At 71.1% G+C, this 26,001-nt stretch carries 28 protein-coding genes; 7 read left to right on the plus strand and 21 right to left on the minus strand.

Annotation, left to right across the window (positions count from 1 at the left end; all coding sequences use genetic code 11):
* Positions 1 to 33: 33 nt before the first annotated feature.
* Positions 34 to 927, minus strand: coding sequence for an SGNH/GDSL hydrolase family protein (locus D7223_RS13170; RefSeq protein ID WP_120728637.1), 894 nt, complete (start codon positions 925 to 927; stop codon positions 34 to 36).
* A 210-nt stretch (positions 928 to 1,137) separates the two neighbouring features.
* On the opposite strand from D7223_RS13170, the gene D7223_RS13175 reads away from it, so the two are divergent.
* On the plus strand, positions 1,138 to 1,557 hold the full coding sequence (locus D7223_RS13175) for a hypothetical protein (RefSeq protein ID WP_238161901.1): 420 nt from the start codon (positions 1,138 to 1,140) through the stop codon (positions 1,555 to 1,557).
* 114 nt (positions 1,558 to 1,671) lie between these two features.
* Here the strand turns inward: D7223_RS13175 and D7223_RS13180 are convergent, their stop codons facing one another.
* Both D7223_RS13180 and D7223_RS13185 read right to left on the minus strand, forming a co-directional pair.
* Positions 1,672 to 3,123: a hypothetical protein gene (locus D7223_RS13180; protein WP_120728641.1), complete on the minus strand. Its 1,452-nt coding sequence runs from the start codon at positions 3,121 to 3,123 to the stop codon at positions 1,672 to 1,674.
* Positions 3,120 to 3,677, minus strand: a complete 558-nt coding sequence (locus D7223_RS13185; RefSeq protein WP_120728644.1) for a SigE family RNA polymerase sigma factor — start codon at positions 3,675 to 3,677, stop codon at positions 3,120 to 3,122. Before D7223_RS13185 ends, D7223_RS13180 begins: the two co-directional genes overlap by 4 nt.
* A 297-nt stretch (positions 3,678 to 3,974) precedes the next feature.
* Here D7223_RS13185 and D7223_RS13190 point away from each other — a divergent pair, with 297 nt between their 5' ends.
* The gene (locus D7223_RS13190; protein WP_120728646.1) at positions 3,975 to 5,579 is read left to right on the plus strand and encodes a DHA2 family efflux MFS transporter permease subunit; all 1,605 of its coding nucleotides are present in this window, start codon (positions 3,975 to 3,977) and stop codon (positions 5,577 to 5,579) included.
* Positions 5,580 to 5,738: 159 nt separating this feature from the next.
* On the opposite strand, the gene D7223_RS13195 is transcribed toward D7223_RS13190, so the two are convergent.
* From D7223_RS13195 to D7223_RS13225, 7 genes are all read right to left on the minus strand, one after another.
* Positions 5,739 to 6,320 (minus strand): TetR/AcrR family transcriptional regulator, encoded by a 582-nt coding sequence (locus D7223_RS13195; protein ID WP_120728648.1) that lies wholly within the window; start codon positions 6,318 to 6,320, stop codon positions 5,739 to 5,741.
* Between the two features lie 55 nt (positions 6,321 to 6,375).
* Positions 6,376 to 7,041, minus strand: coding sequence for a hypothetical protein (locus tag D7223_RS13200; protein ID WP_120728650.1), 666 nt, complete (start codon positions 7,039 to 7,041; stop codon positions 6,376 to 6,378).
* 49 nt (positions 7,042 to 7,090) lie between these two features.
* Positions 7,091 to 9,496 (minus strand): PEP/pyruvate-binding domain-containing protein, encoded by a 2,406-nt coding sequence (locus D7223_RS13205; protein WP_120728651.1) that lies wholly within the window; start codon positions 9,494 to 9,496, stop codon positions 7,091 to 7,093.
* 124 nt (positions 9,497 to 9,620) lie between these two features.
* Entirely contained in the window at positions 9,621 to 10,808 is a 1,188-nt protein-coding gene (gene tuf / locus D7223_RS13210; protein ID WP_120728653.1) for an elongation factor Tu, read from the minus strand.
* A gap of 395 nt (positions 10,809 to 11,203) precedes the next feature.
* The gene (locus D7223_RS13215; protein WP_120728656.1) at positions 11,204 to 11,611 is read right to left on the minus strand and encodes a hypothetical protein; all 408 of its coding nucleotides are present in this window, start codon (positions 11,609 to 11,611) and stop codon (positions 11,204 to 11,206) included.
* A gap of 117 nt (positions 11,612 to 11,728) precedes the next feature.
* Positions 11,729 to 12,043, minus strand: a complete 315-nt coding sequence (locus D7223_RS13220; RefSeq protein ID WP_120728658.1) for a LysR family transcriptional regulator — start codon at positions 12,041 to 12,043, stop codon at positions 11,729 to 11,731.
* Positions 12,040 to 13,095 carry a LysR family transcriptional regulator gene (locus tag D7223_RS13225; protein WP_120728660.1) on the minus strand — a complete coding sequence of 352 codons (1,056 nt, stop codon included), beginning with the start codon at positions 13,093 to 13,095 and terminating at the stop codon, positions 12,040 to 12,042. Before D7223_RS13225 ends, D7223_RS13220 begins: the two co-directional genes overlap by 4 nt.
* 267 nt (positions 13,096 to 13,362) lie before the next feature.
* Here D7223_RS13225 and D7223_RS13230 point away from each other — a divergent pair, with 267 nt between their 5' ends.
* Together D7223_RS13230 and D7223_RS13235 are read left to right on the plus strand one after the other, a co-directional pair.
* A complete protein-coding gene (locus D7223_RS13230; RefSeq protein WP_120728661.1) occupies positions 13,363 to 15,420 on the plus strand; it encodes a cellulose binding domain-containing protein in 2,058 nt (685 codons plus the stop codon).
* Positions 15,421 to 15,541: 121 nt separating this feature from the next.
* Positions 15,542 to 15,895 (plus strand): effector-associated constant component EACC1, encoded by a 354-nt coding sequence (locus tag D7223_RS13235; RefSeq protein WP_120728663.1) that lies wholly within the window; start codon positions 15,542 to 15,544, stop codon positions 15,893 to 15,895.
* A 32-nt stretch (positions 15,896 to 15,927) separates the two neighbouring features.
* Here the strand turns inward: D7223_RS13235 and D7223_RS13240 are convergent, their stop codons facing one another.
* The gene (locus tag D7223_RS13240; RefSeq protein ID WP_120728665.1) at positions 15,928 to 16,347 is read right to left on the minus strand and encodes a PPOX class F420-dependent oxidoreductase; all 420 of its coding nucleotides are present in this window, start codon (positions 16,345 to 16,347) and stop codon (positions 15,928 to 15,930) included.
* Between the two features lie 110 nt (positions 16,348 to 16,457).
* Here D7223_RS13240 and D7223_RS13245 point away from each other — a divergent pair, with 110 nt between their 5' ends.
* Positions 16,458 to 17,366, plus strand: coding sequence for an NAD-dependent epimerase/dehydratase family protein (locus D7223_RS13245; RefSeq protein WP_120728667.1), 909 nt, complete (start codon positions 16,458 to 16,460; stop codon positions 17,364 to 17,366).
* 47 nt (positions 17,367 to 17,413) lie between these two features.
* Here the strand turns inward: D7223_RS13245 and D7223_RS13250 are convergent, their stop codons facing one another.
* From D7223_RS13250 to D7223_RS13280, 6 genes are all read right to left on the minus strand, one after another.
* Positions 17,414 to 18,271 (minus strand): ribonuclease HI, encoded by an 858-nt coding sequence (locus D7223_RS13250; protein WP_120728669.1) that lies wholly within the window; start codon positions 18,269 to 18,271, stop codon positions 17,414 to 17,416.
* Positions 18,272 to 18,366: 95 nt separating this feature from the next.
* Positions 18,367 to 18,804: a hypothetical protein gene (locus D7223_RS13255; RefSeq protein ID WP_120728670.1), complete on the minus strand. Its 438-nt coding sequence runs from the start codon at positions 18,802 to 18,804 to the stop codon at positions 18,367 to 18,369.
* A 252-nt stretch (positions 18,805 to 19,056) separates the two neighbouring features.
* A complete protein-coding gene (locus D7223_RS13265) occupies positions 19,057 to 21,105 on the minus strand; it encodes a DUF262 domain-containing protein (protein WP_120728674.1) in 2,049 nt (682 codons plus the stop codon).
* Between the two features lie 58 nt (positions 21,106 to 21,163).
* On the minus strand, positions 21,164 to 21,562 hold the full coding sequence (locus D7223_RS13270) for a TM2 domain-containing protein (RefSeq protein WP_120728676.1): 399 nt from the start codon (positions 21,560 to 21,562) through the stop codon (positions 21,164 to 21,166).
* 104 nt (positions 21,563 to 21,666) lie between these two features.
* The gene (locus D7223_RS13275) at positions 21,667 to 21,885 is read right to left on the minus strand and encodes a DUF397 domain-containing protein (protein WP_120728678.1); all 219 of its coding nucleotides are present in this window, start codon (positions 21,883 to 21,885) and stop codon (positions 21,667 to 21,669) included.
* On the minus strand, positions 21,878 to 22,765 hold the full coding sequence (locus D7223_RS13280; RefSeq protein ID WP_120728680.1) for a helix-turn-helix domain-containing protein: 888 nt from the start codon (positions 22,763 to 22,765) through the stop codon (positions 21,878 to 21,880). Before D7223_RS13280 ends, D7223_RS13275 begins: the two co-directional genes overlap by 8 nt.
* A 265-nt stretch (positions 22,766 to 23,030) precedes the next feature.
* On the opposite strand from D7223_RS13280, the gene D7223_RS13285 reads away from it, so the two are divergent.
* Entirely contained in the window at positions 23,031 to 23,312 is a 282-nt protein-coding gene (locus D7223_RS13285; RefSeq protein WP_120728681.1) for a DivIVA domain-containing protein, read from the plus strand.
* Positions 23,309 to 23,560, plus strand: a complete 252-nt coding sequence (locus D7223_RS13290) for a hypothetical protein (RefSeq protein ID WP_120728682.1) — start codon at positions 23,309 to 23,311, stop codon at positions 23,558 to 23,560. Before D7223_RS13285 ends, D7223_RS13290 begins: the two co-directional genes overlap by 4 nt.
* 101 nt (positions 23,561 to 23,661) lie before the next feature.
* On the opposite strand, the gene D7223_RS13295 is transcribed toward D7223_RS13290, so the two are convergent.
* Genes D7223_RS13295 through D7223_RS13310 form a run of 4 tightly spaced genes read right to left on the minus strand, consistent with a single transcriptional unit; the run spans position 23,662 to position 25,888 of the window.
* Positions 23,662 to 23,886 (minus strand): hypothetical protein, encoded by a 225-nt coding sequence (locus D7223_RS13295; RefSeq protein WP_238161939.1) that lies wholly within the window; start codon positions 23,884 to 23,886, stop codon positions 23,662 to 23,664.
* A gap of 10 nt (positions 23,887 to 23,896) precedes the next feature.
* Entirely contained in the window at positions 23,897 to 25,183 is a 1,287-nt protein-coding gene (locus D7223_RS13300) for a WXG100 family type VII secretion target (RefSeq protein WP_120728684.1), read from the minus strand.
* On the minus strand, positions 25,180 to 25,500 hold the full coding sequence (locus D7223_RS13305) for a type VII secretion target (RefSeq protein WP_120728685.1): 321 nt from the start codon (positions 25,498 to 25,500) through the stop codon (positions 25,180 to 25,182). The genes D7223_RS13300 and D7223_RS13305 overlap by 4 nt, the downstream gene beginning before the upstream one ends.
* Positions 25,487 to 25,888: a YbaB/EbfC family DNA-binding protein gene (locus D7223_RS13310; protein ID WP_120728686.1), complete on the minus strand. Its 402-nt coding sequence runs from the start codon at positions 25,886 to 25,888 to the stop codon at positions 25,487 to 25,489. Before D7223_RS13310 ends, D7223_RS13305 begins: the two co-directional genes overlap by 14 nt.
* Between the last annotated feature and the right edge of the window lie 113 nt (positions 25,889 to 26,001).

Below are 26,001 nucleotides of genomic sequence, written 5' to 3' on the forward strand. Positions count from 1 at the left end.
AGCGGTGGGGCCGGTGCCTGCCGCGCGGGCCGGTCAGCTGTTCAGCGTGGCCAGCAGGGCGGTCGCCATGCCCTGCTCACCGCGGGCGTTCGGGTGGAAGGGGGCGGCCGAGTTCTGTGGCACCAGCCCCTCCACCCACCGGGTGCTGCTGCCCTTGCACGCGTCCCGGCCGATCGACGGGGTGTAGACGTCGGCGTAGGTGGCCCCGTTCGCGGCCGCGGTGCTGGCCAGCATCGCGTTGAGCGACTTCGCGATGCCGCGCAGGTACGGCACGTCCTGGTAGGCGATCGGGACCACCGGCCAGCAGCCGTATCCGGAGTCCGGCACGATCGCCGGATACCCGAGCACCACCACCCGCGCGCCGGGCGCGGCCTGGCGGACCGCCTGGAGCACGGCGGTCACCTTCGGCGCGGCGGCGGCGATCCTGGCCTGCAACTGGTCGGTGCCGCCGGCGGTGTACCGGTTCTTGCACGGCGACCCGAAGGGGCTGTCGACGCTCGCCTCCGCGCAGGTGCTGATGATGCCGGAGAAGCCGATGTCGTTGCCGCCGATCTGGACCGTCACCAACGCGGTGTTCGACGTGACCGCGCTGAGCTGCGGTGGCAGGTTGATGCCGAGCTGGCCGCTGCCACCGTAGAGAATGTCGTCGGTGGTGGCGCCGGAGCAGCTCACGTCGGCGAACGACGCGGAGCCGGCGGACGCGGCCACCAGCGTGGGGTAGTTGCGGCTGGACCGCAGACAGTTCAGGTCGACCTGGGTGGGGATCAGCGGGCCGGCGGTGTACGAGTCGCCGAGCGCGACGTAGCGCCCGGTGGGCACCGCGGCGCTGGCGGGTGCGGCGACGGCGAGCAGCACGCCGGCGGTGGCCGCGGCGAGGGCGGCCAACCGGGTGGCTGCGCGCAGGAGCGGCAGGCGGGGACGGGGCATGGCGCCTCCCAGAGAGGGATCATGGTGGTGGTGGTGCGGAGATTCTGTCGACGCCGACGCCGGACGTCAATATAGATGACCCTCACTAAATGCCGTTCCGCCCTGTGGGTTCGGGTGCGCGGCGTTCTCAGCGCTCCGGGTTCGGCTTGACCCTCGACCAGGTCGAGCCCCGATGATCGCGCCATTCGTTGGTGATCTTCGGGAGTGATGATGGATCTGGACAATCCGGTTCTGGTGCTGTGCCAGGAGGGGATGCGGGCGGAGGCGGAGGGGCGACCGGCCGACGCGCGGGCGTCGTTCGAGCGGGCCTGGGCGAGGCGTACCGACGACTACGACGCCTGCGTCGCCGCGCACTATCTCGCCCGGCATCAGGACCGGTCCGAGGAGGTCCTGCGGTGGAACCAGGAGGCGCTGCGACACGCCGAGGCCGTCGGCGACGGCCGGGTCGCCGCCCTCTACCCGTCGCTGCACGTGAGTGTGGCGCTGGCTCACGAGCGGCTGGGCGAGACCCTCGCCGCGCGCGCCGCCTTCGAGCGGGCCGCCGAGCACGTCGAGGCGCTGCCGACGGACGCGTACGGCGAGCAGCTCCGGACGGCCGTCAGCGCGGGGCTTCGCAGGCTGGACGGGTAGAACCCGGTTGAGCCGCTGACCGAACGGCGCCGGCTGCTCGTCCCGGCGTCGGGCCGGGGGATTCACGACCCGTCGTGTCCGGCAGCGGCCCCGGTCGGCCGCTGCCGGACCGGCTCACTGCTGGTTGAAGGCGTCCATCTCCAGAGAATCCAGCTGGTCGCCGACCCTCGCGACCGGTGCGTCGGCAAGGGCGGTGCCGGACCTGTCGAGTGCCTCCACCACCAGTCCGGAGGCGGGGCCGGGCACGGTCACCACCGCGCCGGAGCGGCGCACCGGGGAACGGGCCACCTCCTGACCGTCGCGGAGGACCCGCACGGTGGTGGCGGCGGCCGGCGTCACCACCAGTAGGGACTGCCGAGCCCCGTCCGGTCCGTCCTCGCCGGCGGGGATGGCGAGGACGCCGGTCGGATCGTTCGGATCGGTCGGCACCTCGAAGGACATCCCGGTGGCGGTCGCGCCGTCGGCCCCCGGCCGGTCGTGGTCGATCGTCACCGTGCCCCGCCAACCTCCCCCGACGGCGGGGGCGGCCAGTACGGTGACCTGCGCGTCGGCGGCCGGCGCGACCGGCGAGGCGTCGCTGATCGGAACGAAGGCCACGCGGCCCCCCCAGACCACGGTCGGCAGGGCGCTCGCCCGGTACCCCTGCGTCTGGGCCGTCTGCTGGACCAGCGCCCGGGAACGTTCCGCGTCGGCGGTCCCACGCGACCGGGACATCGCGGTGGCGAGCTGGGCGTCGGTGATCGGCCCGGTCACCAGCGAGCCCGGCGCGGGCACGACCCTGCGGGTCACCGGGCCGCAGTCGACCCGCCACCACTCGGGCCGTCGGGTCTGCGGGGTACGGACCAGGTAGGAGCTGGTCGGCTCGGGGGTCCACCGGGCCGGGTCCACGGGCATCGGCGAGCTGAGGAACACACACTCGGCTGGTGCGATCGCGACCTGCACCGCCGGCTCGCCCGAACGGGGGGCGGTGTCTTCGAGCACCATGCTCTCGACGGGTTCCAGCGCGTCGCTCACGCTCCGGATCGCGTTGCTGTCGGCCAGCTCTTCGGCGTCGGCGCCCTCGGGAGCGACCAGCCACACCGCCGCGCTCGGCCAGCCGGTGTTCGGGTCGGGCTCCTCGCGGACGAAGGCGGCGAGGGCGATCCGCCGCCCGCCGACGTCGTCGACGAAGAGCACCCGCACCTCGCGCACCGGCACCCCCCTCAGCCGGGCGATGTCGCCGCTGCGTTGCGCCGCCGACAGAAGGTCCGTGAGGCCGCGGACGTATGCGGCGTCCCGGGCCACGGCTCCCCGCGGAGGTGACTGGAGCAACTTCTCCGACCAGGCGAGCACGGGAGGGACGGGGTCGGTCGAGTCGGCCGGTGGCGGCTGCGCCGGTGTGCCGGGACCGCCGACCGCGACGACCGCGCCGGTGAGGCTGACCACGACGGCCGTGGTCAGGCCGACCGCGCGTCGCTGCCGGGCCCGCCGATGGCGAGCCACGACCCGACCGTACGGGTCCGGCTGAGGGGTGAGTCCCCTGGTCAGGTCGTCCAGGGCCCGGCTCAGCTCCTCGTCGACCGTCATGGTGCCACCTCCGTCATCCTCGTCGTCGCCGTAGCGGTTTCTGTCGTCTCGGCCGCGGGTGCCGTCGCTGGTGCCGACGGCACCGGGCCCAGCGCCCTTCGCAGGCGGGCCAATCCTCTGGACGCGCGGCTCTTGACCGAGCCGACGGAACAGCCGAGGGTCGCCGCCACCTCGGCCTCGGGCAGATCGGCCACGTACCGCAGCACGATCACCGCCCGGGTACGGGGCGTCAGCTCGCGCATCGCCTCGTACAGGGCCTGCCGTTCCAGCACGGTCTCGGTCAGGTCCCGGGTGGACCGGTCCGGCAGGACCGCCCTGACCACCTCGTGCACCCGCTGGCGGCGCCAGAGGCTGATGTGCTGGTTGATCATGACCCGTCGCAGGTAGGCCATCGGGTCGTCGATCCGCCGCCACCGCCGCATCACCTTGACCAGCGCCGACTGCACCAGGTCCTCGGCCTCCTGGGCCGACCCGGTCAGGTGGTACGCCACGCGCATCAGATCCATGTAACGCGTGTCGACGAACTCTCGGAAATGCTCGTCGTCTGCCGCCATCTGCTCCCACCTCGCTCGGTTATCTGACACGACTCCGAGACCGACCCGAAGGTTGAAGCTGTGGCGTCCCGACTTTTCCGGCCGGCGGGGAGCGGGATCCACCGGCGGTTACCCGGGGGGAACGTGATTGCCGCCACGGCACGCTCTGCCAGCGGCTAAAGAGGCGGCGCGGTGTCGCCGCCCAGGGCTAGTCTTCCTGCGGTTCAACCCCTCGGCACGTTGCGCCCCGGTTCCCGGCATTCGCCGTACCGGCCACCACCGCTCGTCCGTTCGGTCAATCTGATCTCAGGAGAATTCGTGGCACAGCAATCTGTCGCGACACCGCAGCCGGTCCCGACGTCGGACAAGCTCGACGCCGCGGTACTCAAGGTGGCGGGCGTCGTGGTGCTCGGCGCGATCATGTCGATCCTCGACGTGACGGTGGTGAGCGTCGCGCTGCCGACGTTCCAGAGCGAGTTCGACGCCTCGTACGCCCGCGTCGCGTGGACGATGACCGGCTACACCCTCGCGCTGGCCACGGTCATCCCGCTCAGCGGGTGGGCGGCCGACCGGTTCGGCACCAAACGGCTCTACATGATCGCCCTGGCCCTGTTCACGATCGGTTCGGGCCTCTGCGCCACCGCCGACACCATCGGTGAGCTGATCGGCTACCGGGTGCTTCAGGGTCTCGGCGGCGGCATGCTGATGCCGATCGGCATGACGATCATGACTCGCGCGGCCGGCCCGCACCGGATCGGCCGGTTGATGGCCGTCCTCGGCATCCCGATGCTGCTCGGCCCGATCGGCGGCCCGATCCTCGGCGGTTGGCTGATCGACGTGGCGAGCTGGCACTGGATCTTCCTGATCAACCTGCCGATCGGCCTGATCGCGCTGGTCTACGCCCAGCTGGCGCTGCCGAAGGACAGCCCGGAGCCGTCGGAGTCGTTCGACTTCCTCGGCATGCTGATGCTCTCGCCCGGCCTGGCGTTGTTCCTCTACGGCGTGTCCACCCTGCCCGAGGCCGGCACCTTCGCCGACCCCGAGGTGTGGCTGCCGATGCTCGTCGGCGCGGCACTCGTGGTGGCCTTCGTCCGCTACTCGTTCAAGCCCCGCCACCCCCTGCTCGACCTGCGGCTGTTCCGCAACCGCAACCTGACCATCGCGTCGGTGACGCTGTTCGTGTTCATCATCGCGTTCATGGGCGCCGGCCTGCTGTTCCCCAGCTACTTCCTCCAGGTGCGCGGCGAGACGACGCTCACCGCCGGTCTGCTGATGGCGCCGCAGGGCCTCGGCGCGATGGTGACCATGCCGATCGCCGGCATGCTGGCCGACAAGGTGCCGGTCGGCCGCACGGTGCCGTTCGCGCTGGTCCTGATCGCGGCCGGGTTCTTCACCTTCACCCAGGTGGACCCGAACACGTCGTACGTGCTGCTGTGCGGCTCGTTGTTCGTGATGGGTCTCGGCATGGGCGGGACGATGATGCCGCTGATGACCTCGGCGCTGCGTAGCCTCTCCGGGCCGGAGGTGGCCCGCGGCTCGACCCTGGTGAACATCCTCCAGCAGATCGGTGGGTCCATCGGCGCCGCGGTGATGTCGGTGATCCTGACCAACGAGCTGAACGACTCCCGGCCGATCCCCGGCGCGGTGGACCCGAGCGGCAACCCGGTCACCGAGGCCGGCCTGGCCATCGCCGTGCAGCAGCGGCCGGAGTTGGCGCAGCAGTTCCCGGTCGACCCGTCGTTCATCGAGCGTGGGCTCGACTACGCCGCCGACTCCTTCGCCACCACCTTCTGGGTCGGTTTCGCGTTGGTGCTGGTGACGTTCGTCCCGGCGGCCTTCCTGCCCCGCCGGCGGGAGCGTTCGCACCTGCTCGACGACCAGCCCGGCGGCGAGCAGGTCAAGACCCCGGTCGTCATCCACTGACCCCGGCGGGCACGCGCCGCTCGGCCGATGCCGCCTCGCCACCGCCTGACCGACCGCTCGCACGACGGGGGCGGAACCCGGGAGCCTGGACGCTCCCGGGTTCCGCCCCCGTCGTCGTGGCTGTCGCCGCCCCGGAACGCCGCCGCTCGACGTCCCCGGTCAGATACCGGTGGGTGAGCCGAAGAGCAGGTCGAGGTGGGCGTCCAGCGCGGCCAACGCCTGCTCGGCGGTGAACTGCCCGCCGAGCAGGTAGACGCCCAGCCCCTCCATCACGGCCAGCAGGCCGGCCGCGGCGGCGTCGGCGTCGGGCCGGGGGAGGAGGCCGGCGATGAACCCGGCCAGTTGTGCGGTGTCCTCGCGCAGGCCGGTCGCGGCCGCCGGACGCACCGCGGTGTAGGCGAGGAACGCCAGCGCCACCCGTCCGTCGTCACGGGTCCGGTCGTCCAGCGGCAGCAGTGCGGCGATCATCGTCCGCAGCAGCAGCCGCGGGGACGGGTCCGCGCCCAGCCGGGCCAGGGCCTCGGTCACCCGCACCTGACTGCGCTCGCGCACCTCGGCCAGCGCGAACGCCATCATCTCGTCCTTGGTGCGGAAGTAGTGCTGGACCATCCCGGCGGACACGCCGGCCTGGGCGGCCACGTGGCGGAGGCTGACCGCCTCCAGTCCCTGGTCCGCGGCGACCCGCATCAACGCGTCCGCGATGAGGGTGCGCCGCGCCTGGTGATCGACCTTCTTGGGCATGACCTCGATCGTTTCACAGTGGGTGGTCCGGACACCTCCGCCCGCGCGGCGTCGGCTACCGGCTGACGGCTCCGGTCGTCGGGGTGCCCCGTGCGCTGCGCAGCAGGCCGTCGGGGTCGTCGGCGTGCAACCGCAACTCGTCCACCGGCTCGGACCGGCCCTTGGGCAGGTCGAAGGTCGTCGGCCGGCGCAGCACGACGTCGACGCTGGTCTGGCTGCCGACGCCGAGGCACAGCACCCGGCGGTCACCCTCCTGCTCGACCTGCACCGACCTGCTGGAGGGCAGCGAGCGGTGCCGCTTGCGCAGCGCCTGCACGTCCGTCCACGGGATCCACACGTCGATGTCCGAACCGGCCCGGACCCGCAGGCCCCGGTCACCGACGACGTGCGGGTGGATCCGCATGCCCGCGTACAGGCCGACCATCCAGAGCACTCCCCAGACGCCCAGGCCGAGCGCGATCCAGCGGGCCGGCGTCCACGGCACCACGTTGGCGACGATCAGGTCGAGGACCGGGATCTCCACGACCGACAGGCCGATCAGGACGCCGAGGATCGGCTTGACCGGGCCCAGATAGCCGAACGGCTCGTCGCCCGGCGCCAGCCGCAGCGGCCGGCGTAGCGCCCACCTGAACAGGCTCCGCCACATCGCGACCTCCATCGCGGCGGCCCGGCGCAGCAGCGTACCCATCCTCGCCCCGGTCGGGGCCTTCGTCTCGGTCATGGTCGTTCCTCGCGGTGGGAGTCCGTCGGTCATCGGTGCGGGGTGACGGTCAGTGGACGGTGACGGTGCCGGCGCCGCCGTCCACGGTGACGAGCTGACCGGTGGTGATCACCCGGGTGGCGTCCGGCACGCAGATGACGGCGGGGATGCCGTACTCCCGGGCCACCGTGGGCCCGTGCGCCATGATCGCGCCGGTCTCGGTGACCAGTGCCGACGCGGTGAGGAACAGCGGGGTCCAACCGGGGTCGGTGGTCGCGGCGACCAGGACCTCGCCGGGTTCGATGTGGGCGCTGGCCGGGTCGTGGACGACGCGGGCCGGGCCGGTGACCCGACCGGCCGACGCGCCGACCCCGGTACGGGTGCCGTCGACGGCGGGTGTCGCCGGCAGGACCGCCTCGACGTCGGTGCCGTCCGAGAGCAGCGCCACCGGTACCGTCCTGCGGCGCGACTCCCGGCGGTGCACCGCTCGTCGGGCGGCGACCGTCGCCCGATGGTCGGTGCCGTCGTGCACGGCGGCGTGCACCTCGTCGAGGGTCAGGAACATGACGTCGTCGGGCTGTTCCAGCAACCCGACGCCGTGCAGGTCGGCGCCGATGAGCAGCAGTTGCCGGCGGGTCTCGCGCAGCGGGTACAACCCGGCGAACTTCCCCGCCTCCCGCAGACCGGCCAACGACCGGGCGCGGCGCAGCAGGAATCCGGCCGTCGTGCCGCGTACCGGTCGCCGGCGGCGGGCCCGCCGGACCAGCTCGTCGAGGGCGGCCTCGGCCGCGGCGGCGGCCCGCTGGAAGCGCTGGTCGGGCCCCTGCCGCGGGTCGGTGACCCGCAGGTAGTTGGCGAGCGCCGCGAAGACCGGTGCCGGGTCCTCCGCCCAGCGCGGTACGCCGAGGTCCACCTCGGCGACACCGCGATGACCGTAGGCGTCGAGGAATCCGGCCATCCCGATGTCGGGCAGCGTCCCGCGCAGGTACCGCGTGGCCAGCTCGTCCGCCGGGGTGTCGAGGAGGAGCTGTCGGTGCTCGCCCACCCCCTGGGCGAGCCGCCAGAGCGCCAGGTCCATCTCGATGGTCACGTTGTGCGGCATCCCACCCAGCACGGCGTGGATCTCGTCCGGGCTCGCGACTCCCTTGAGCAGCGCCGTGGGCGCCGCCGCGGCGAGCATCCCGGCGACGATCGGCCACATGATCGCGTCGGCGCGGTCCTCGGTGTCGTGCGCCCGCACGAAGCGGAGCCGGTCGGCGGCGGTCTTCAGGTCGGCGGGGGCCGCCGACCGTACCCTCATCTCCTCGATCGCCTGGAACATCCGGATCCGCGCGGTGTCGGGACGAGCCAGCGCGGCCAGGATCCCCACCACCGCGCGACCGGCGGTACGCAGCGAGGCGCCGCCGCCCGACCGCGCGCCGTTGCCGGCGCCACCCCTGGTAGGGGCGAACCGCGGATCGGCCAGGACGTGCCGCATCACCGTCTGGGCCCGGGGGCCGAAGTCGACCGCCAGCAGCTTGACCAGCCGCCGGCGGGACGAACGGTTCCGGGCCAGTTCGGTCAGGTCACCGTAGAGGCGACCGCCGATGTCGACGATCTCCACCCGGACGCCGAGCGCGGCGAGCATCGCCGCGATCTGGGCCCGCAGGGTCGACATGCCCATCGGGGTGACCGGTCGCAACATGCCCTGGACGTGCCCGAACTCCAGGTAGACCCGGGGGAGGGGCTTGTCGGTCGCCGGGGGGAGGGGAAACAGGCCGGTGACCGGCCGCGACTGGAGCAACCACAACACGCCCTCGGCGTCGTACGCCCACTCCACGTCCTGCGGACAGCCGAAGTGGTCCTGGAGCCGTTCACCGGCGGCCCGGAGTTCCGCCAACTGCGCGGACGTCAGGCAACCGGCGTCGGGGCGGGGCGTGCCGTCGAGGACGTAGTGGTCCACGGTCGCCGCGCCGTCCACCACCGTCGTGCCGAGGCCCGGCGCGGCGTCGACCGCCATCTCGTCGCGGCGGCCGGTCAGCGGGTTGGCGGTGAACAACACCCCCGCCACGGTCGGGGCGACCATGCGCTGCACGACGACCGCCATCCGCGCCGAGCGGTGGTCGATGCCGCGGGCGTCGCGGTAGGCGGTGGCGCGGGCGGTGTGCAGCGACCCCCAGACCTTCTCGATCGCGGCGAACAACTCGGCGGTGCCGGTGACGTTCAGGACGGTGTCCTGCTGCCCGGCGAAACTGGCCTCCGGCAGGTCCTCGGCGGTGGCGCTGGAGCGCACCGCCACCGGGCCCCCGCCCAGCCGCTGGTACGCGGCGACGACCTCCGCCTGCGGGACGACGCCGAGCCGGTGGGCCTCGGTGGTGACACAGAATCCCTCCGGCACCCGCTCGCCGTGCCGGATCAGCTCGCCCAGCCCGGCGGCCTTGCCACCGACCAGGTCGAGCATCCCGGCGGTCACCTCGGACAACGCCATCACGCGCATGTGGGCCCACTCTCTATGCAATGCACTCGCATTGCATCCCACCGTACCCGTTTGGCGATACGACTGCAATGTCACCACCACGTGCGACGAGGGACCCCCAAGCGGGGCCCCTCGTCGGCACGCGTCAGTCGAGCAGCTCGGTAACCGTTCCGGCGGCCACCGTGCGGCCGCCCTCGCGGACGGCGAAGCCGAGCCCGGCATCCATCGCGACCGGCCTGCCCAGCTCCACCGTCAGGTCGACGGTGTCGCCCGGCATGACCATCATCACGTCGCCGAGATCCACCGATCCGACCACGTCGGTGGTGCGGAAGTAGAACTGCGGCCGGTAGTTGGCGAAGAACGGCGTGTGGCGTCCGCCCTCGGCGGTGGTCAGCGCGTACAGCCGGGCCCGGAACCGCTGGTGCGGCGTGACGCTGCCCGGCAACGCCACCACCTGACCCCGCTGCACCTGGTCCCGCTTGATCCCGCGCAGCAGCACCGCGGCGTTGTCGCCGGCCTCGGCGGTCGCCAGTGACTTGCCGAAGGTCTCCAGCCCGGTCGCCACCGTCGACAGCGTCGGACCGAGCCCGACCACCTCCACCGGGTCACCCGCCCGCAGGGTGCCCCGCTCGACCGCGCCGGTCACCACCGTGCCCCGACCGGAGATGGTCAGCACGTTCTCGATCGGCATCAGGAACGGCTCGCCGAGTTCGCGGGGCGGCACCGGCACGTACCGGTCCACCGCGTCGAGCAGCTCCACCACCGACGCCACCCAGTGCGGGTCGCCCTCCAGCGCGCGCAGCGCCGAGACCCGCACCACCGGCACCTCGTCGCCGGGGAACCCGTACTCGGACACCAGCTCCCGGACCTCCAGCTCGACCAGGTCGAGCAGCTCCGGGTCCTGCACCGCGTCGGCCTTGTTCATCGCCACCACCAGGTAGGGCACGCCGACCCGCCGCGCGAGCAGCACGTGCTCACGCGTCTGCGGCATCGCCCCGTCCAGCGCGGAGACCACCAGGATCGCGCCGTCGACCTGCGCCGCCCCAGTGATCATGTTCTTCACGAAGTCGGCGTGGCCGGGCATGTCCACGTGGGCGTAGTGCCGGGTCGCGGTCTCGTACTCGACGTGCGCGATGTTGATGGTGATGCCCCGCTCCACCTCCTCCGGCGCCCGGTCGATGCCGTCGAAGGACACGAACCGGTTGACGGTGGGGTCGCGGTCGGCGAGGACCTTGGTGATGGCGGCGGTCAGGGTCGTCTTGCCGTGGTCGACGTGACCCATCGTGCCGATGTTGAGGTGCGGCTTCGTACGGATGAACTGGCTCTTGGCCATGCTGAGACTCCACAGTGGAACGAATGGCTCGTCGACGAACGCGGGCGGGCGCCACTCCGCGGGAAACCGCGTCAGAACCGCGTGTCACGGCGCGCCGATGGGCAGCGCCGGAGGACCGGGCCACCCTCCTCCATGGTTCTGCCGCAGCGGGAGGAGGGTCAGCCTCGGGTATCGACCAGCCAGGCACACACGTCGACGGCGGCCGGCAGGAGGAAACCTGCGGGCCGCACGGAGCCGACGGTGCCGAACATGGTCATCACGCTAGCCACGAACGTCGTACGGGTCGACCGGTATTCCCCGGCACTGTGGGTGGTGTGCGCCGGTCCGGTGTCCCCGCGGGGACACCGGACCGGGGTGGGCTCAGCGGTGCGGACGTCGACGCGCCGCGCCGCCGGTCACGCGGCGCGGGTGTAGGTGGTGTTGACCCCGCCGGTGACGGTGAACTGGTTCTGCGCGGCGTTCACGGTGATCAGCACATTGGTGTACGTGTAGCTGACGCACCGCACCTGGCCGTCGATCACGCCCTCGGCCGCGGCGGTCCGGTACTGCCCGGTCAGCACCAGACCCGCGCCGTCGACCACGTTGACGTCCTTCAGGATGAGGTCGCCGCAGGTGCCGGCGGGGGTGCCGTGCCCGCCGTCCTCCCGGATGCTGAGCACGTTGCCGTAGTTGTTGTACCAGGTGCCCAGGAGTGCGGCGCTGACGGCCGCGCTGGCCGGCGCCGGCACGGCCAGCACCGCGGCGGCCGCCAGGCCGACGGCGGCCAGGGTGGAGCCCTTTCCGATCGTTCGCTTCAACCGCATGATGCGCTCCCTTCGAGATGCCGGAGGCGTCGTCCCGTCCGGCCGCGGAGTGCCCCGCGGGATCGAGTCTGCCCGCAGATTTCCAACGTTAGAAGCACGGAAATGCTCTTAATCCCCTCACTTCTGGTCCGGATCGGTATCAATGGCGTCTGACCTGCGCGGGCCGTCGTCGTCCCGGTAGCCGTCGAGCCTGCGGTTGACCCGCTCCCAGCTGTCGATCGTCCCGAGCGCCCACCGGAGCACCTCCCGACCGGCAGCGGTGATCGTCACCTGACGTGTCGTCCGCTGGACCAGCTTGGCGCCGACCTGTCGCTCCAGCTGGCGCACGCGGCGCGACACCTCGGGCTGGCTGACGCCCAGTCGCCGCGCCGCGCCGGTGAAGCTCTCCTCCTCGGCGACCGCCACGAACGAGTGCAGCTCCTGCCACTTCACCCCGTCACCCGCAGGTCACCCGAGGACTCCCGCAGCACGTCCCGCAGACCCGGGTGCCGCTCCGGCCGGTGCGCGAGCGAGCGCCAGTAGCCGGGATTGGCCACCCGGTAGCCATCGACGTACCACCGGGCGACCTGGCGGTGCACGGCCCGGAAGGTCTCCTCGGACAGCGGTCCGGATCGTCGCCTGCTCAGCTGGATCCGGGTCCGCGGCGCGCCCCGCAGGGGTCGGGCCACCACCTGGGCCGGCAGCGGCGCGCAGGGCGGTGGCCCCACGTCCACGGCCAGCCCCTCGGACAGCAGGCTCAAGGCCATCCTCGGATCGTCGGTCAGGTGCCGGATCCGTGGCTCGAACCGCCCGTACCGACGGGCCGTGTGCCGCACCAGCCGTCTCGGCACCGGCTGCGGCGAGGCGATCCAGTCGTCCTCGGCGAGTTGACCGACGTCCACGACGTCCTGTCCGGCCGCCGGATGCCCGGCCGGCAGGTAGACCCAGAGGGGCTCGTCGACCACCACCGCGGACTCCACCTGTGCCAGGACCTGATCGGGGGTCTCCCGACGCCACCAGGACAACCAGTCCACCCAGAGCAGCAGGTCGAGGGACCCGTCGGCGAGGGCGCCGAGCCCCGCCACCCCGGTCGGCAGGGCCCGCGTGTGCCACGTGATCCCCGGGTCGACGAGGGGGAGTTCGCCGAAGAGGTCGGTCGTGTCGACCCGGGCGTAGCCGAACCGCACGACGTTCCGCCCCCCGGGACTGCCCGCCGGACCGACTCGACCCGGCTCCCGGCGGAGGGAGACGTGCAGGTCCCGCCACGAATCGCCGGCCTCGACCGCCCATTCCAGCAGCACCGTCCCCGCCTCGGTGAGTCGCACCGACCGGGTGTTCCGGCTCAACAGGGCCAGCCCGAGGGCGGACTCCAGCCGGGAGACCCGGTGCGACAGCGTCGAGGCGGACACGTGCAGGTGGCGGGCGGCGGCGGTGAAGTTCAGATGCTCGGCGACCGCCCGGAAGGCCATCACGTCGTCCCAGTTGGCCTCGGCCCCCGATGTCACGAGGAACAGGATAGGGCGGGCCAATCATTTATGCAGGTTTCGGAATTTCTGTAACGTATTGACGAGTGATGATAACGTGGCGGCCTTTCGGGTGGTCGAGGCCGGCCGGGTGTCGGCTTGAGTCGGCCGGTCCGCTCGTGACATTCTTGACCGTCGATCATTTCCGCGCGCGGAGCTGACACCCGTCCGAAGGGCAGCCGGGATCCGATCAGGGGTTCCGGACGGACGGGCTACTCACCGACCGCTCTTCGCGAAGGAATCCAGCCCATGCCCCTGACGAAACGCCGCGTGGCACTGCTGGCGAGCCTGTTGCTCGCCGCGACCGCGCTCTCCGGCGTCAACCCCCCGACCGCCGAGGCGGCACCCGATCCGGTCGCCGTCACCGTGAACGCGCGTGCCGGGTTGGCGACCGTGCCCGACACCGCGCTGGGCGTCAACCACGCCATCTGGGACCAGAACCTGGGCACCACCGAGACCTCGGACCTGCTGCGCGACGCCGGGGTGCAGATGATGCGCTACCCGGGCGGCTCCTACGCCGACATCTACCACTGGAAGGACCACACCGCCCCCGGCGGGTACGTCGCGCCGAACACCGACTTCGACACCTTCATGGCCGGGGTCCGCCGGGTCGGCGCGCAGCCGATGATCATCGCGAACTACGGCACCGGTACGCCCGCCGAAGCCGCCGACTGGGTGCGGTACGCCAACGTGACCAAGGGCTACGGCGCGAAGTACTGGACGATCGGCAACGAGAACTACGGCAACGGCCACTACGGCTCCGCGTGGGAGGCGGACGACCACCCGGACAAGAGCGCGACACAGTACGCGCGACTCGTCGTCGAGTACGCCGACGCGATGAAGGCGGTCGACCCGGGCATCAAGGTCGGCGCGGTGCTGACCATGCCCGGCAACTGGCCGGACGGGATCACCGCCGGCAATGACCCCGGCCCGTGGAACCAGACCGTGCTCTCCCTCGCCGGTGAGAAGATCGACTTCGTGGACGTGCACTGGTACCCCGGCGGCGACGCCGCGCAGTCGCTGGCCCGCACCAACCAGATCGTCGACGCCACCTACCTGCTCCGGCAGCAGCTCACCCGGTACGCCGGGCCGAACGCCGACCGCATCGGCATCAGCCTGACCGAACTGAACGTCGACGTCGGCCGGAACACTCAGCCCGGGGCGCTCTTCCTGGCCGACGCGTACAGCGAACTGCTGGCCAACGGCGTCCTCACCGTCCACTGGTGGAACGTGCACAACGGCATCGGCGACGTGACGCAGGTGGCCGGGCAGACCGACTACGACGACTTCGGACTGCTCTCCAGCGGTGGCTGCACCGCCGACGGGTCGGTCTGCGAACCGCCGCTGAACACGCCGTTCGCGCCGTACCACGGGCTGAGCATGATGAAGCTCTTCGCCACCGCCGGGGACCAGTTCGTCCGCGCCGGCACCGACGAACCGCTGGTCACCGCGCACGCCGTCCGCCGGGGCAACGGCGACCTCGCGGTGCTGCTGCTGAACAAGGACCCGGACAACGCCCACCCGGTCACCGTCGACTACGCCGGGTTCACCCCGTCGGCCGCCGCGCCCACGGTGTCCACCCTGACCAACGGGGCCACCGGCATCGCCACCAGCCAGTCCGGCTCGGCCACCAGCCGGACGCTGCCGCCGTACTCCCTGACCATGCTGGTGCTGCGACCGGCCGGCGCGACCGCCGGGTTGCCCGCGGCGCCGGGCCAGCCGACCGCCACCGACGTCAGCGACCGGTCCGCGACGATCTCCTGGCCGGCGGCCACGCCGGGCGGCAGCCCGATCGCCAAGTACGAGGTGCACCGGCAGAACGGCGCGGTGAGCGAGCAACTCGGCGAGACGCCGGGAACCTCGTTCACCGTCGACAATCTGGTGCCGGGCCGCAGATACACGGTCAACGTGCTGGCCCGGGACGCCGCCGGTCGGGTGTCCTGGTCCTCGCCGCCGCTCACCTTCGCCACCGTCGCGCCGTCCACCAGCGGGTGCACCGTGCGCTTCACCACCGCCAACGACTGGGGCAACGGCTACATCGGCGGCGTCGAGATCACCAACAACGGGACGCGCCCGATCGACGGCTGGACCCTCACCTGGACCTGGCCGACCGGCTGGCAACAGGTCAGCAGCGGCTGGAGCGCCACCTGGGAACAGGTCGGCACCGACGTCCGGGTCACCCCCGCCGACAACCGGCAGATCGCCGCCGGCGGCAGCGTCAGCGCCGGGTTCGTCGGCGCGTACGGCGGGCCGAACGTCCTGCCCACCGTGTTCACCCTCAACGGCACCGTCTGCGCGAGCGGCTGACGCCCACCGCGGTGGTCCGGCCGGCCGGGCGCGTGGCCGGCCGGACCACCGACATCGAGGTACATTGATCACTGTGGGTTGTCGTGCCCGCGCTCATCGTCCGCGACCGGAAGGGGCGACGTTGCCGGCGTACCTGGAGACGATCACGCTCTCGGTCCACCCGGACCTTCCCTCCGCCGCCGCTCGGCGTTCCCTGGCGTCCTGGCTGCGCGCCGAGGACCGGCTGCGCGACCGGGTGCCCCCCGCCCGACCCGACGGGGCAGACCCGCTGCGGGTGGCGGTCGACGACGCCGGCGACGTCATGGTGCTGGTCCAGGCGGTCGCCGGCTGGCTGATCCACCGCCGTGAGGACGCGACCGTGACCCTCGCGCTGCCCGGTGGGTCCTCGGCCGAGTTGGACGTCCGCCGGGCCCGGGACATGGACCAGGTCACCACGCTCATCGACACCGCCGTACGCGCGATGAGCCCCGCCTGACCACGGCGGCCCCCGGACCGTGCGGTCGGTCCTCAGCCGACCTGGGCGTTGTCCTTGAGCGCGCCCCAACCGTGCCAGCGGTCGATCTCGATCAGCGCGCTGACCCGACCGCGGTCCCGGCGCGGGTAGGCGTTGCCCGTGTAGTGCCGGGACAGCCGGTCGATGTCCGCCAGGTCCTCGTCGGGGCGCAGCTCGGCGACCTGCCCGATGATGCTGACGTGGGTGTACCAGCCGGCCTCGTCCAACACGGTGAGGGACACCCGGGGATCGTTGCGGACGTGCTCCAGCCGACGGCGACCCTCGTCCATGTTGACCAGGATCCGGCCGTCCTCCCAGAGGTACCAGGTGGCGGCGGACACCGGGTGGCCACCCGCGCGAAGCGTGGTGATCACGGCGGGGTTCGGCTTCCGGAGCATCGCGACCGCGGCCTCGGGAAGCGGCGGCTTGGACATGAGGTCTCCTCCTGGCAGGCAACGGCTACCCCCTGCACGCTACGCACCCTGGGCCGGAGGACCGGGTACCCCGGATGCGGGGTGTCGCGGTCCGACGGAGGATGGGGGGCATGACCCACTCCGCCCTGCCCGCCCGCGTCGTCGTCACCGGGGCCACCGGCAAGCTCGGCCGTGCCGTGGTCGCCCACCTGCGCGACGAGGGTGTCGACGTGCTCGCGGTGGACCGTGCCGGTGGCCCCGATCCGCGCGCCGTGGGCGGCGAGTTCCTCCTCGTCGACCTCACCGACTACGGCCAGGTGGTGGAGGCGTTCACCGGGGGCACGGACGAGCACGCCGGCGGCATCGAGGCGGTCGTGCACCTGGCGGCGGTCCCGGCCCCCGGGCTGGTGTCCAACGCGGCCACGTTCGCGAACAACTCCGCCGCGACGTACAACGTCTTCGCCGCGGCCAGGGCCGCCGGCATCAAGCGGGTCGTGTGGGCGTCGAGCGAGACCGTGCTCGGGCTGCCGTTCGACACGCCACCGCCGTACGCCCCGGTCGACGAGGAGTACGCGCCCCGGCCGGAGTCGACGTACTCGCTGAACAAGGCCCTGGAGGAGGAGATGGCGCGGCACTTCTGCCGCTGGGACCCGGAACTGGTCATGGTGGGTCTGCGGTTCTCCAACGTCATGGACGTCGAGGACTACGCCACGTTCCCGTCGTTTCACGCCGACCCGCGGGCGCGGCGGTGGAACCTCTGGGGCTACGTCGACGCCCGCGACGCGGCCCAGGCGGTCGAGCGGGCGCTCGCACACGACCGGCCCGGCGCCGACGTCTTCATCGTCGCCAACGCCGACACCGTCATGACCAGGTCGAGCGCCAGCCTGATGGCCGAGGTCTATCCGGGCGTCGAGGTACGCGGCGAACTCGGCCGGCACGAGACGCTACTGAGTATCGGCAAGGCGCGGCGGGTGCTGGGCTACGAGCCCCGCCACTCGTGGCGCGACCACGTCGACCCTGCGCCGCTGGCACCGGAGTGAGCCCGGTTCGTGGGCACCCCCGCGGGCGGGTGCTCGCGGATCGGCGGTCAGCAGGTCGGGGCGGCGTGCCAGTCGCGGAGGAACGCCTCGACCAGGGCGTGCGCCCGGGGACGCAGGTCGAACGACTCCTCCCGTCGGCGACGGGCCATGTGCGACAGCCCGTCGGCGGCCTCGTTCAGCGCGTGGCCGCTGTGCCCCTTGACGTGCGCGAAGACCAGGTCAGGGCGGTGGGCCACCTGCCCGGCGAGCCGGACCAGGGTGGGCTGGTCCGACCAGCGGCGCTGCCGCAGGCTGTAGCCCGGGGGCATCGCCCCCGTCTCGCCGGCCTGCCAGCGGTGCAGGTACCTCAGGGCGGACAGGCTGTCCAGCAGCACGGTCGTGCCCACCGGCATCTCGTCGTACGCGGTCAGCAGGAACTCGACCGCACGTAGCTCGTCGACGAGCACCCGGGAGGCGCCGGTCGGGTCCAGCCGGCCGGTTCCCCGGCCGCGCAGACCGTAGTGGCCGTCGCTGACCACGTACGCGATGCCGCCGGCACGGCCCTTCCAGCTGGCGTCGGTCGCGGCCACCAGCGGCGCGGACGTCCCCGCCCACCGGACCACTCGGCCGCGGCTCCGCTGCCGCCGGTCCGGGCGGGGCCCGCAACCGGACCCCTGCCGGGCGGGCCCGATGCGCCCGGCGTGCTCGGTGTGCTCCGCAGCCAGTAGCTCGGCGCTGTCGAGCAGGTCGGTCGCCGAGGTGAACTCGTCGTAGTGGGCGGCGGTGAGGGCCAGGCGGACGGCGTCGCCGACGCGGTGGCAGTCGCCGCAGCCGGTGTCGCGTGTGTAGCGGCGGAGGTCGAAGGCCTGGTCGTGCAGGGTCGGGGGGAGTTGGGCCAGGGCGCGGAGGAACTCATCGGGACGCACGACGCCTCCTGTGGCGTGTCATGAGGGATTCGCGACCGCGGTGCGCTGCCGGGGCGGGCTTGGTGTGACGCTGTCGATCTGATGGCGTGGATGAATCAGTCGGGGAGGGTGAGAACCATCTGCAGCCCGCTGTCGGGGTGGTAGCTCCACGACGCGTGGTAGCCCGCCCAGTCGCCGCTCCGGCGTCCGTCCAGGGCACGGGTGGGGCCCACCTCGGCCTTCACCGAGTCGGGCATGCCGAGCGCCGACCAGTAGCACTCCAGCGTCGAGTAGCCGAGGCCGATGCTCTCCTTGCCCTGGCCGCGCAGAGTGAGCGTCCTGCCCTCATCGCCCAGTTTCGCCCCGCCGGTGGACGTGCTCCGGCACCGCTCGTCGGCGACGACCAGCGGCGTCTTCGTCTCCTCGGCGGGCGTCGCCTGCCCGTCGCGGTCACGCGTCGCCGCGACGACCCCGACGACGGCCAGGACAACGGTGGCGGCGCCGACCGCGCCGGCCACCGCGAGGCCGCGCCGGTGATGTCCCGCAGAGGTCACTTCCGAATCGTTCGGTGAAGGGCCGTCGCAGGTCATGCCGCCAGACTCGCCAGAACTGTTCCCGCTACGGCAGCAGATCGCCATGCTGGCCGCCGGTGTCGGGGAGGTGACTGACGCGCGGCAGCAGCTGACGGCTCTCCTTCGTGACGCCAGCGCGATGCATGGCCCGCGTTCGTCGGCGGCAGCGGAGATCGAGGCGCTACTGGCCCATCTGGGCCGACTGGGCGACGGTGCAGGGGAGCGCGACCCGCGTTAGAGCTTCCTTGCGCCTCGTACGCCACGTTCGTTCATACCCGGCTCAACACCCGGCACGCTGCACCTGCCCGTGACCGGAAAGAGCCGTGCCGAGATCGCGCCTGCCGAGGGGAACTCGGCGCCGTATTCGTCGCTGCGGTGATTGCGGATCTCCTGAACGGTGAGGAATGCGCCCGACGCGAGTGCGGCGAACGCCGAGGTGATGTGTGCGGCGATGTCGCGGCGCTGTGGGCCGCGAGTGGACGGGAGCTGCTCCGGTAGGTGCCCGTGCTGGTCCTCTTCGGTCCGTTCGCGGACATCTGCCACCGCCGACGGGTCAATGCCCAGCAGGCTGATCAGCCGCTCCCGCATCAGCGCGCGCCGGCGATCGTAGAACGACAGGAAGTCGGAGAGTGGGGGAAGATCGCCGAGGTCATTACGGGCGAGGTATCCCGACAGGGCGCCCGGATCGGGGTGAGCGCGCCGAACCCAATCCGACGGCATGGCAGCCCGCTTGTCGACATTCTCCGTTCCCTCCAGGAGTTGGAGGTTGGCCAGCCGGTCGGCACGATCTAGGTAGACGGGGATGTCTTCCTCGGGAATGCCCGCGTTGCGCAGGCGGGCTGCCGTGAACCTGCTTCTCGGGTACACGTGGTCGACGTGGAACGCGTTGCGCACGTCGATGCCGGGGTAGAGCAACGCAAGCAGCGCGAAGGTCTTCGCTCCGCCATACTTCAGGTCCAACAGATCGTCCACTTCGAGCGGATCGAACCGGAGCGCCTTGCCCTGCCGGGCCATCTCTCGCTCGATCAAGGCGCGGGGAAAGCCGTTCCGGGCCTCAGCGTCCAGTGCCGCCCGCAGGCCGCCCAGCAGCGTGTCGAGGCCGCTGCCCCAGATGCCACCCTTGATAACCGATTGCAACAACCACCGTCGAACTTCGTTGCGGTCCGAGGCCTCGGCCGATCGCCGCAGGTAGCCCGTGTCGAGGCGCCGAAGGTGCGCATAGTGGGCGAGCGGGATGATCACGCTGCTGGCGGGCAGGGTAGCTGACGAGAAACCGAAGTCGCTGAGCATCTGGGCGGCCAGCCGTAGTGCCCGCTCGATGTCGTCCCAACCCTCTTCCATGGCGAGCATGGTGTGCCGGTCGAAGTTGTCGACCTTGAAGCGGATGTCACGCTTACCGAGCAGGACCAACCCACTCTTCAGAACGCTGTTCTTGTCGAAGTTGAAACCCAGCCCCGTGCGGTTGAGGTCGTCGACCAGCGCGTGGATCTCCTCCCGCGCGTCGCGCTCCCGCCACTGCGACGTGGCGATGCTCAGCAGCAGGTCGCTGAAGGAGAGGGGGACCGCGCCGCTGTTGACCCGGATGAAGATGTTGAGCACCTTCTCCAGGCTCTGGTCCTCCTCCTCGAAGTAGTTGATCAGCGTCTGCCGCTTCACCACTTCGTAGAGCTTGAACAGCACTCGTCCGGCGGCGTTGGGCAGTTCGTGGCGAGCGGTGATGTCGAAGACCTGGTCGCCTTCGTTGACGTTTCTGATCTCCGACACCAGGAACCAGAATGTCCGTTCGTCACGGGCGCTGGCCTCCTCCGGGGTCAGGAACCGGAAGTGGTAAGCCAACTCGAGCTCGTCGTCGTCGCCCCGAGCGAGCAGATTTATGTAGAGCCGCTTCGTCGGGTAGGCAAGCGGGTTGTTGTACCGCATCCTCGGGATCCGCTCGGCGTGGGAGCCGCGCAGACCGATGTTGAGGGCGGTCAGGCGCTGCTGGCCGTCCAGGACAGCGGTCACATCTCTGCCACGCTCGACGTCCAGGGTGGGGCAATGTGGTGAGTTCTTAGCGTGGTAGGTCCGCACGAAGTCGTAGAAGGTGTAGGACTTGACCGTGTCCCCGTTCACCTTCCAGAACAGGAAAGAGCCGATCGGATAGCCACGCATAAGGCTGTCGAAGAGCTTGCAGATCCGATCAGGTCCCCAGACGAACTCACGCTGGATGGCGGGAAGGACGTAGTCGTGCCGTGCCATCCGTTCGAGCGCGGCGGCAATCGTGATGGGTGCCTGGAACGGCACAGAGCCTCCCCGTGATCTGGACGATGGTTGCGCCGGGTGGGGGAACACCTGCGGGCGATCAGTATGGATGCCTGGTAGCCGAACGCGTGACCCCCACCGCGCCAGAGTTGTGCTGCTCGACGCTCCGGGCGGCCAGGAGCGCACCGACTACCAGGTAGGTGATCCAGGTGAGCGGCATGGTCGCGAAGCCCACCATCACGAAGATGAGGAGGAAGTTCACCCAGAACAGTGCCCAGAACGACACCATCAGGATCACGCCCGTGGCGACGCGGCCCGCATAGATGTTGCCCACGCCGAACAGACCGAGGACCAGTTCCAGCGCGACTGCAGCGCCGGCTGACTTCTGCGGGACCACCGCTACCGGCGTGGGGTAGTACGCGGGCACGGCATTGGTGGCGGAGACGGGCAGGTGCTGTTGACCGGCATGCCACTGCTGCGACGAGTCGTGATAGGTCACGAGATAAAGTCTCGTGCTGTCGATCGCAGATCGTCACCCTCCGATCGGTCCCGTCGACGAGACTGGAAGGCGATCTTGCCGGTCCGCTTGGAGGGCGGGTACTGCTACGAGTGCGCGTTGTCTGGGCGGATGTGGTCGGCCCTGATCCCAGTGGTAAAGGCTCTCCATGCCTTCGGCCCGAAGAGCAACGCCGGCCCGCCGCTGTGCTTGGAGTCGCGGACGGCGATGACGCCGGGGAGGTTGTCGGCGACCTCGACGCACGCGCCGCCGTTGTCGCCGCTGCGGGTGCTCTTGCGCCAGATGGCGCCGGTCAGGTCAGTCATGCCGCATCTCCCCGGTGATCTTTTTGATCAAGTCCTTTGATTCTGCCTCGCCAAGCGCGAGTGCATCCAGACCCTTCCAGACCCGTTCGTACGCGGCCAGTTCACCGGGCTTGTCGAGGTAGAGAGCCCCAGTCAGCGATTCGCTGTAGACGATGGACGGTTCGGGTGCCTCGCGACCACCCTTGGTGGCTGGGAAATCGAGAATCATGAAGGTGCCGGCGACCGCTCCGGGCTGAGGGCCTGCGGCGAGCGGCAGCACCCGGACGAAGACATTTGGCAGCTCTGTCAGCTTCATGAGGTGGTTGAGCTGTGAGGTCATGACGCTCGGCCCGCCGACGCTTCGCCGGAGCACCGCCTCGGACAGCACCGACTCCAACCTGGGAGCAGCCGGTAACCGTCGGGTGAGCAGGGCCTGCCGTTGTAACCGCACCTCCACGGCGCGCTCCCGCTCTTCGTCGCTCAGCGTCCGACCGAGGCGGTAGAGCGCGTCGGCGTACTCCCTGGTCTGCAGGATGCCGGGGATCAGCGACTCGTCGTAACCCCGGAGACGGGAAGCGGCGGACTCCAGGCCCACGTACAGCTCGAACCAGCTCGGCACCGCGTCCCCGTACGCGTGCCACCACCCCTTGGACTTCGTCTCCGCGGCCAGCCCCCGCATCGCCTCGGTCATCTCCGCCGACACGTGGTACAGCTCGCACATCGCCTTGACGTCGAGCACCCGTACCGGCCCCGTGCCGGACTCGATCCGCCAGATCTTCTGCCGGCTGTATTCGAGCGCCTCGGCGGCGGCGTCCAGCGTCACCCCCGCCTCGGTGCGGAACTGGCGCAGCAGCCGGCCGAGCTGCCGGCGCGGCACGGTCGATCCGACGTCCTCAGTCACCTGAGCACTCCTTGATTCCAATTCGCAACACTGCGTGACGTAGTCATGTAACAGCTACTCGTGAAGACAAAGAAAGTCAATGCATGTCACAAGAATTCTGCCGTGGAACGTTGCGCTTCGACTTCGGACCGTCACAGGATGACCACGAAGCCCTGGTGCTGCAGCGCTGATCGGAGGCTGCGGTGGCAGGGCGGGGTGGGACCGCCCGTGCGGGGAGGGCGGCGTGGTCCCACCCCTTCCATTCCGAAAGAGAGGCAGACGGCCGATGAGAAACCAGCGCCCGACGTACCGGGGTGCGGTGTCCGCGTACACCAGTCTGTTGCCGTGGCAGGTGCGCGAGCGCCGCTTCAAGGCGGCCGGGCTCGGACGTCGCGGCCTGGAACCGGCCGACGTGTACGCCTTCCTCGACCGGGTCGCCGGCGACATGGCGGCCGTCTACGCCGCCCTGGCCGCGAGCCGCCGGGAGACCGCCGCCATCACACTCGCACTGCGCCGCCGGCAGTCCGACCAGGACCGCGCCCGCGACGATCGGGGCCCGGCGGCATGACCGGACGATACGTCATCCACCTGCCGGTCGTCGCCGCCGACCTGCCCGCCGCGCAGCGCCTGGCCCGGGTGGTCGGCCGCTGGGCGCTGGTGCTGCCGCAGACCGACCCGGGGGAGACCACCGTCTCGGCCGAGGACGAGCAGAACGTACGCCATCGGGTCTTCTGCGACCTGCGGATGCCCGGCGGCCGGCGCTGCCTGCTCCGCGCCGACCACGACGGTGCCTGCGCCCGCCGCCTACGCCGTTGAATGCGGTGTGGACGAGCCTGTGACCGAGGCGTAGGAGGCGACGTCCAAGCAGCGGTGGCCCGGTTCCGCTCACCCACCTGTCCAGGTGGACCGTCGCTCGCTCAACCGGCGAACATCGCTCTTGTCGGGAACTCACCGCTCGACCGCCACATCTTGACGATCTTCGCTGTGATCACGCTGGCGGCCCCGTCGAAGTCGCCTTCCTCGGCACGCGCCTCCAGGGTGTGGGGATCAATGATGAGGACGCGGTCGAACCTGTCCTCAAAGCCGAAGGCGTAGCGGACCTCGTCTGCGGCACTGTCGAGCCGCCGCGCGGTGACCATCATTCCCACAGCACTAGCCTCCAAAGCCTGTGTAGTCCTCGTAGGTGGGGCCGGGAATCGAGTCTTCCCACCTGGCCACATCGTTGGCGGCGGCGTGGGCTTCACGGTATTGCGCCGTCGGATGTGACCGGTAGTACCGAGATTCCGCCAGCTCATGTTCGAGCAGCAGGAGATCTGACGGTAATTGACCACCACGTCTGAGCCGTAACCACGCCTCTGCCATGTGCGGGCTTGGTTCGTAACGCTGATGAACGATCCCGCCCGCGTAGTCATCCATCGGGTGCTCCTCGAAGAAGATGTGCCGACGGATCTGCTCGATCTCCTCACGGGAGAAGCCTCGGGAAACACCGTCCAGCCGCGGGGCGTCGGCAGTATGGCGGGTGATCACGTCGACGTCGTCCTGCTGCCGGATCACTTCGTACGCCTCCGTCGCCCAACGGTCCTGACGATCGTAGTCGGTTACGTTGCGGGGGCGTGTCGTGTGGCCCCCATGCACGTCGACTACATCGTCCGCGGCCCTGCCCGGGTGTTCCACCGTGCCGGCCCTGAGCCGGCCCAGCGCCTGCTTCAGTTTCTCGATGAGGTCGCCGAGCCGCCGGATCTCCGGGATCAGTCGGCGCAGGCTGGCGAGCAGTGCGCGGAGCAGCTTCGCGATCCGGGCCGCCCACGACGCCACCAGCGTCGTCACCTGCTCCACCACCAGCGGCGCGGCGAGGCCGCCGGTGATGACCAGCTCGCCGGCGTACACGATGAGGCGGGACACGCAGGTGGCGATGGCGTCGCGGACCAGCAGTCGGACGGCGGCGACCAGGCCGGCGGTGCCCTCGGTGATCGCGGCCATGGCGTCGGCGCCCATGGCGAGGCCGGCGACGGCCTGCTGTTGCTCGGCGGCCCAGCTCCGGTAGGCGGGTCCGGCGGTGCCGCCCCAGCCGGCGATGTCGGTGCGGACGGCGGCGGCGAGCTGGGCGGCTTCGTCGCGCAGGCTCGCGGCGACGTTGCGCCAGGTCTGCGCGTGGGCGGTGATCTGGGCCGGATCGCCGGCGAGCCAGTCCAGGGCTTCGCTGAGCGGTTTGACGTGCTCGATCAGCCAGGCGATGCCGTACTGGAGGAGTGCGCCGACCGGGTCGGAGACGAAGGCGAGGGCGTCAAGTCCGGCGCTGACCACGCCGAGGCTGCCGTCGATCCAGCTGCCGGCGCGGACGCCCTGGGCGATGAGTTCGATGTCCTCGAGGATCCAGACGCCGGCCCAGGCGGTGGGTGGGGTGCCGGTGACGGGGGCGACCAGGGGGTTGGCGGTCACCGGTCGTCCCGTACGCGACGGAGCAGGTGGTCGGCGTGGACGTCGGAGGCTCGGTAGCTGGCCGCGCTGGCCCGTAGTCGGCCGGCCGTGTCGCGGACCGAGCCGGCGGCGGTGCCGATGCCGTCGACCAGTGTCCGTTGGAGGCCGTCGAGCAGCAGCGGCATGATCGCGCACAATTGGCCGTACGCGTCGGTGTCGAGTCGGACGTGTTGGCCTGCCTGCCGGGCGGTGTCGAGGTCGTCGGCGCTGCGGTCGATGCGGGCGGCGTGCCGGATCAGGTCGTCGGGGTCGACTCGGATGCCGTCACCGGTCGGCATCCGGTGGTCCCGGGTCAGGGTCCAGTCGGTGCCGGTACGAGGCGACAAGCGCCGCCGCTGTCGGGTCGTCGGCACCGAGGGCCCGCGTGGTGATCGCGGTGACCTGCCGCAGCAGGTCGTGGCGGGCGGCCAGGGTGGTCTGCAGGATCTGCCGCGCGGTGACTGCCGCGGAGTGCTGCCGGGTGCGCTCGTCGAGCCGAAGATCGGTCAGCAGGCCGGCCGAGTCGACGGTGACCTCGACGGTCCGATCAGGACTTCGTGCGTTGCCGGTCAGTGCCTGGATCTGCCTGGACAACGCCTGCGCCTGGGCTGTCCGCGCGGCGATGGAGGACTCCCAGTCGTCGATCCGGCGCACCGTCGCGTCGAGCGCGGCCTCGTCTGCCCACATGCGTGACCCTCCGCCGCACCGACGTAGACGGTCGCCGATGCCGCCGTCACGTTATCAATCGGTGGCGCTGCGTACTGGCCCGACGTTTTGCCGGGGGAGCAGCGGGGCTCCTG

Origin of the sequence: Micromonospora endolithica, assembly GCF_003626595.1 — a bacterium.
Lineage (GTDB): Bacteria > Actinomycetota > Actinomycetes > Mycobacteriales > Micromonosporaceae > Micromonospora > Micromonospora endolithica.

Excerpts from the sequence above, each read along its gene's own strand:
- D7223_RS13170 (WP_120728637.1), bottom strand. The coding sequence starts at position 927 with ATGCCCCGTCCCCGCCTGCCGCTCCTGCGCGCAGCCACCCGGTTGGCC.
- D7223_RS13175 (WP_238161901.1), top strand. The coding sequence starts at position 1,138 with ATGGATCTGGACAATCCGGTTCTGGTGCTGTGCCAGGAGGGGATGCGG.
- D7223_RS13180 (WP_120728641.1), bottom strand. The coding sequence starts at position 3,123 with ATGACGGTCGACGAGGAGCTGAGCCGGGCCCTGGACGACCTGACCAGG.
- D7223_RS13185 (WP_120728644.1), bottom strand. The coding sequence starts at position 3,677 with ATGGCGGCAGACGACGAGCATTTCCGAGAGTTCGTCGACACGCGTTAC.
- D7223_RS13195 (WP_120728648.1), bottom strand. The coding sequence starts at position 6,320 with ATGCCCAAGAAGGTCGATCACCAGGCGCGGCGCACCCTCATCGCGGAC.
- D7223_RS13200 (WP_120728650.1), bottom strand. The coding sequence starts at position 7,041 with ATGACCGAGACGAAGGCCCCGACCGGGGCGAGGATGGGTACGCTGCTG.
- D7223_RS13205 (WP_120728651.1), bottom strand. The coding sequence starts at position 9,496 with ATGCGCGTGATGGCGTTGTCCGAGGTGACCGCCGGGATGCTCGACCTG.
- tuf (WP_120728653.1), bottom strand. The coding sequence starts at position 10,808 with ATGGCCAAGAGCCAGTTCATCCGTACGAAGCCGCACCTCAACATCGGC.
- D7223_RS13215 (WP_120728656.1), bottom strand. The coding sequence starts at position 11,611 with ATGCGGTTGAAGCGAACGATCGGAAAGGGCTCCACCCTGGCCGCCGTC.
- D7223_RS13230 (WP_120728661.1), top strand. The coding sequence starts at position 13,363 with ATGCCCCTGACGAAACGCCGCGTGGCACTGCTGGCGAGCCTGTTGCTC.
- D7223_RS13240 (WP_120728665.1), bottom strand. The coding sequence starts at position 16,347 with ATGTCCAAGCCGCCGCTTCCCGAGGCCGCGGTCGCGATGCTCCGGAAG.
- D7223_RS13245 (WP_120728667.1), top strand. The coding sequence starts at position 16,458 with ATGACCCACTCCGCCCTGCCCGCCCGCGTCGTCGTCACCGGGGCCACC.
- D7223_RS13275 (WP_120728678.1), bottom strand. The coding sequence starts at position 21,885 with ATGACTGACCTGACCGGCGCCATCTGGCGCAAGAGCACCCGCAGCGGC.
- D7223_RS13285 (WP_120728681.1), top strand. The coding sequence starts at position 23,031 with ATGAGAAACCAGCGCCCGACGTACCGGGGTGCGGTGTCCGCGTACACC.
- D7223_RS13290 (WP_120728682.1), top strand. The coding sequence starts at position 23,309 with ATGACCGGACGATACGTCATCCACCTGCCGGTCGTCGCCGCCGACCTG.
- D7223_RS13295 (WP_238161939.1), bottom strand. The coding sequence starts at position 23,886 with ATGATGGTCACCGCGCGGCGGCTCGACAGTGCCGCAGACGAGGTCCGC.
- D7223_RS13305 (WP_120728685.1), bottom strand. The coding sequence starts at position 25,500 with ATGCCGACCGGTGACGGCATCCGAGTCGACCCCGACGACCTGATCCGG.
- D7223_RS13310 (WP_120728686.1), bottom strand. The coding sequence starts at position 25,888 with ATGTGGGCAGACGAGGCCGCGCTCGACGCGACGGTGCGCCGGATCGAC.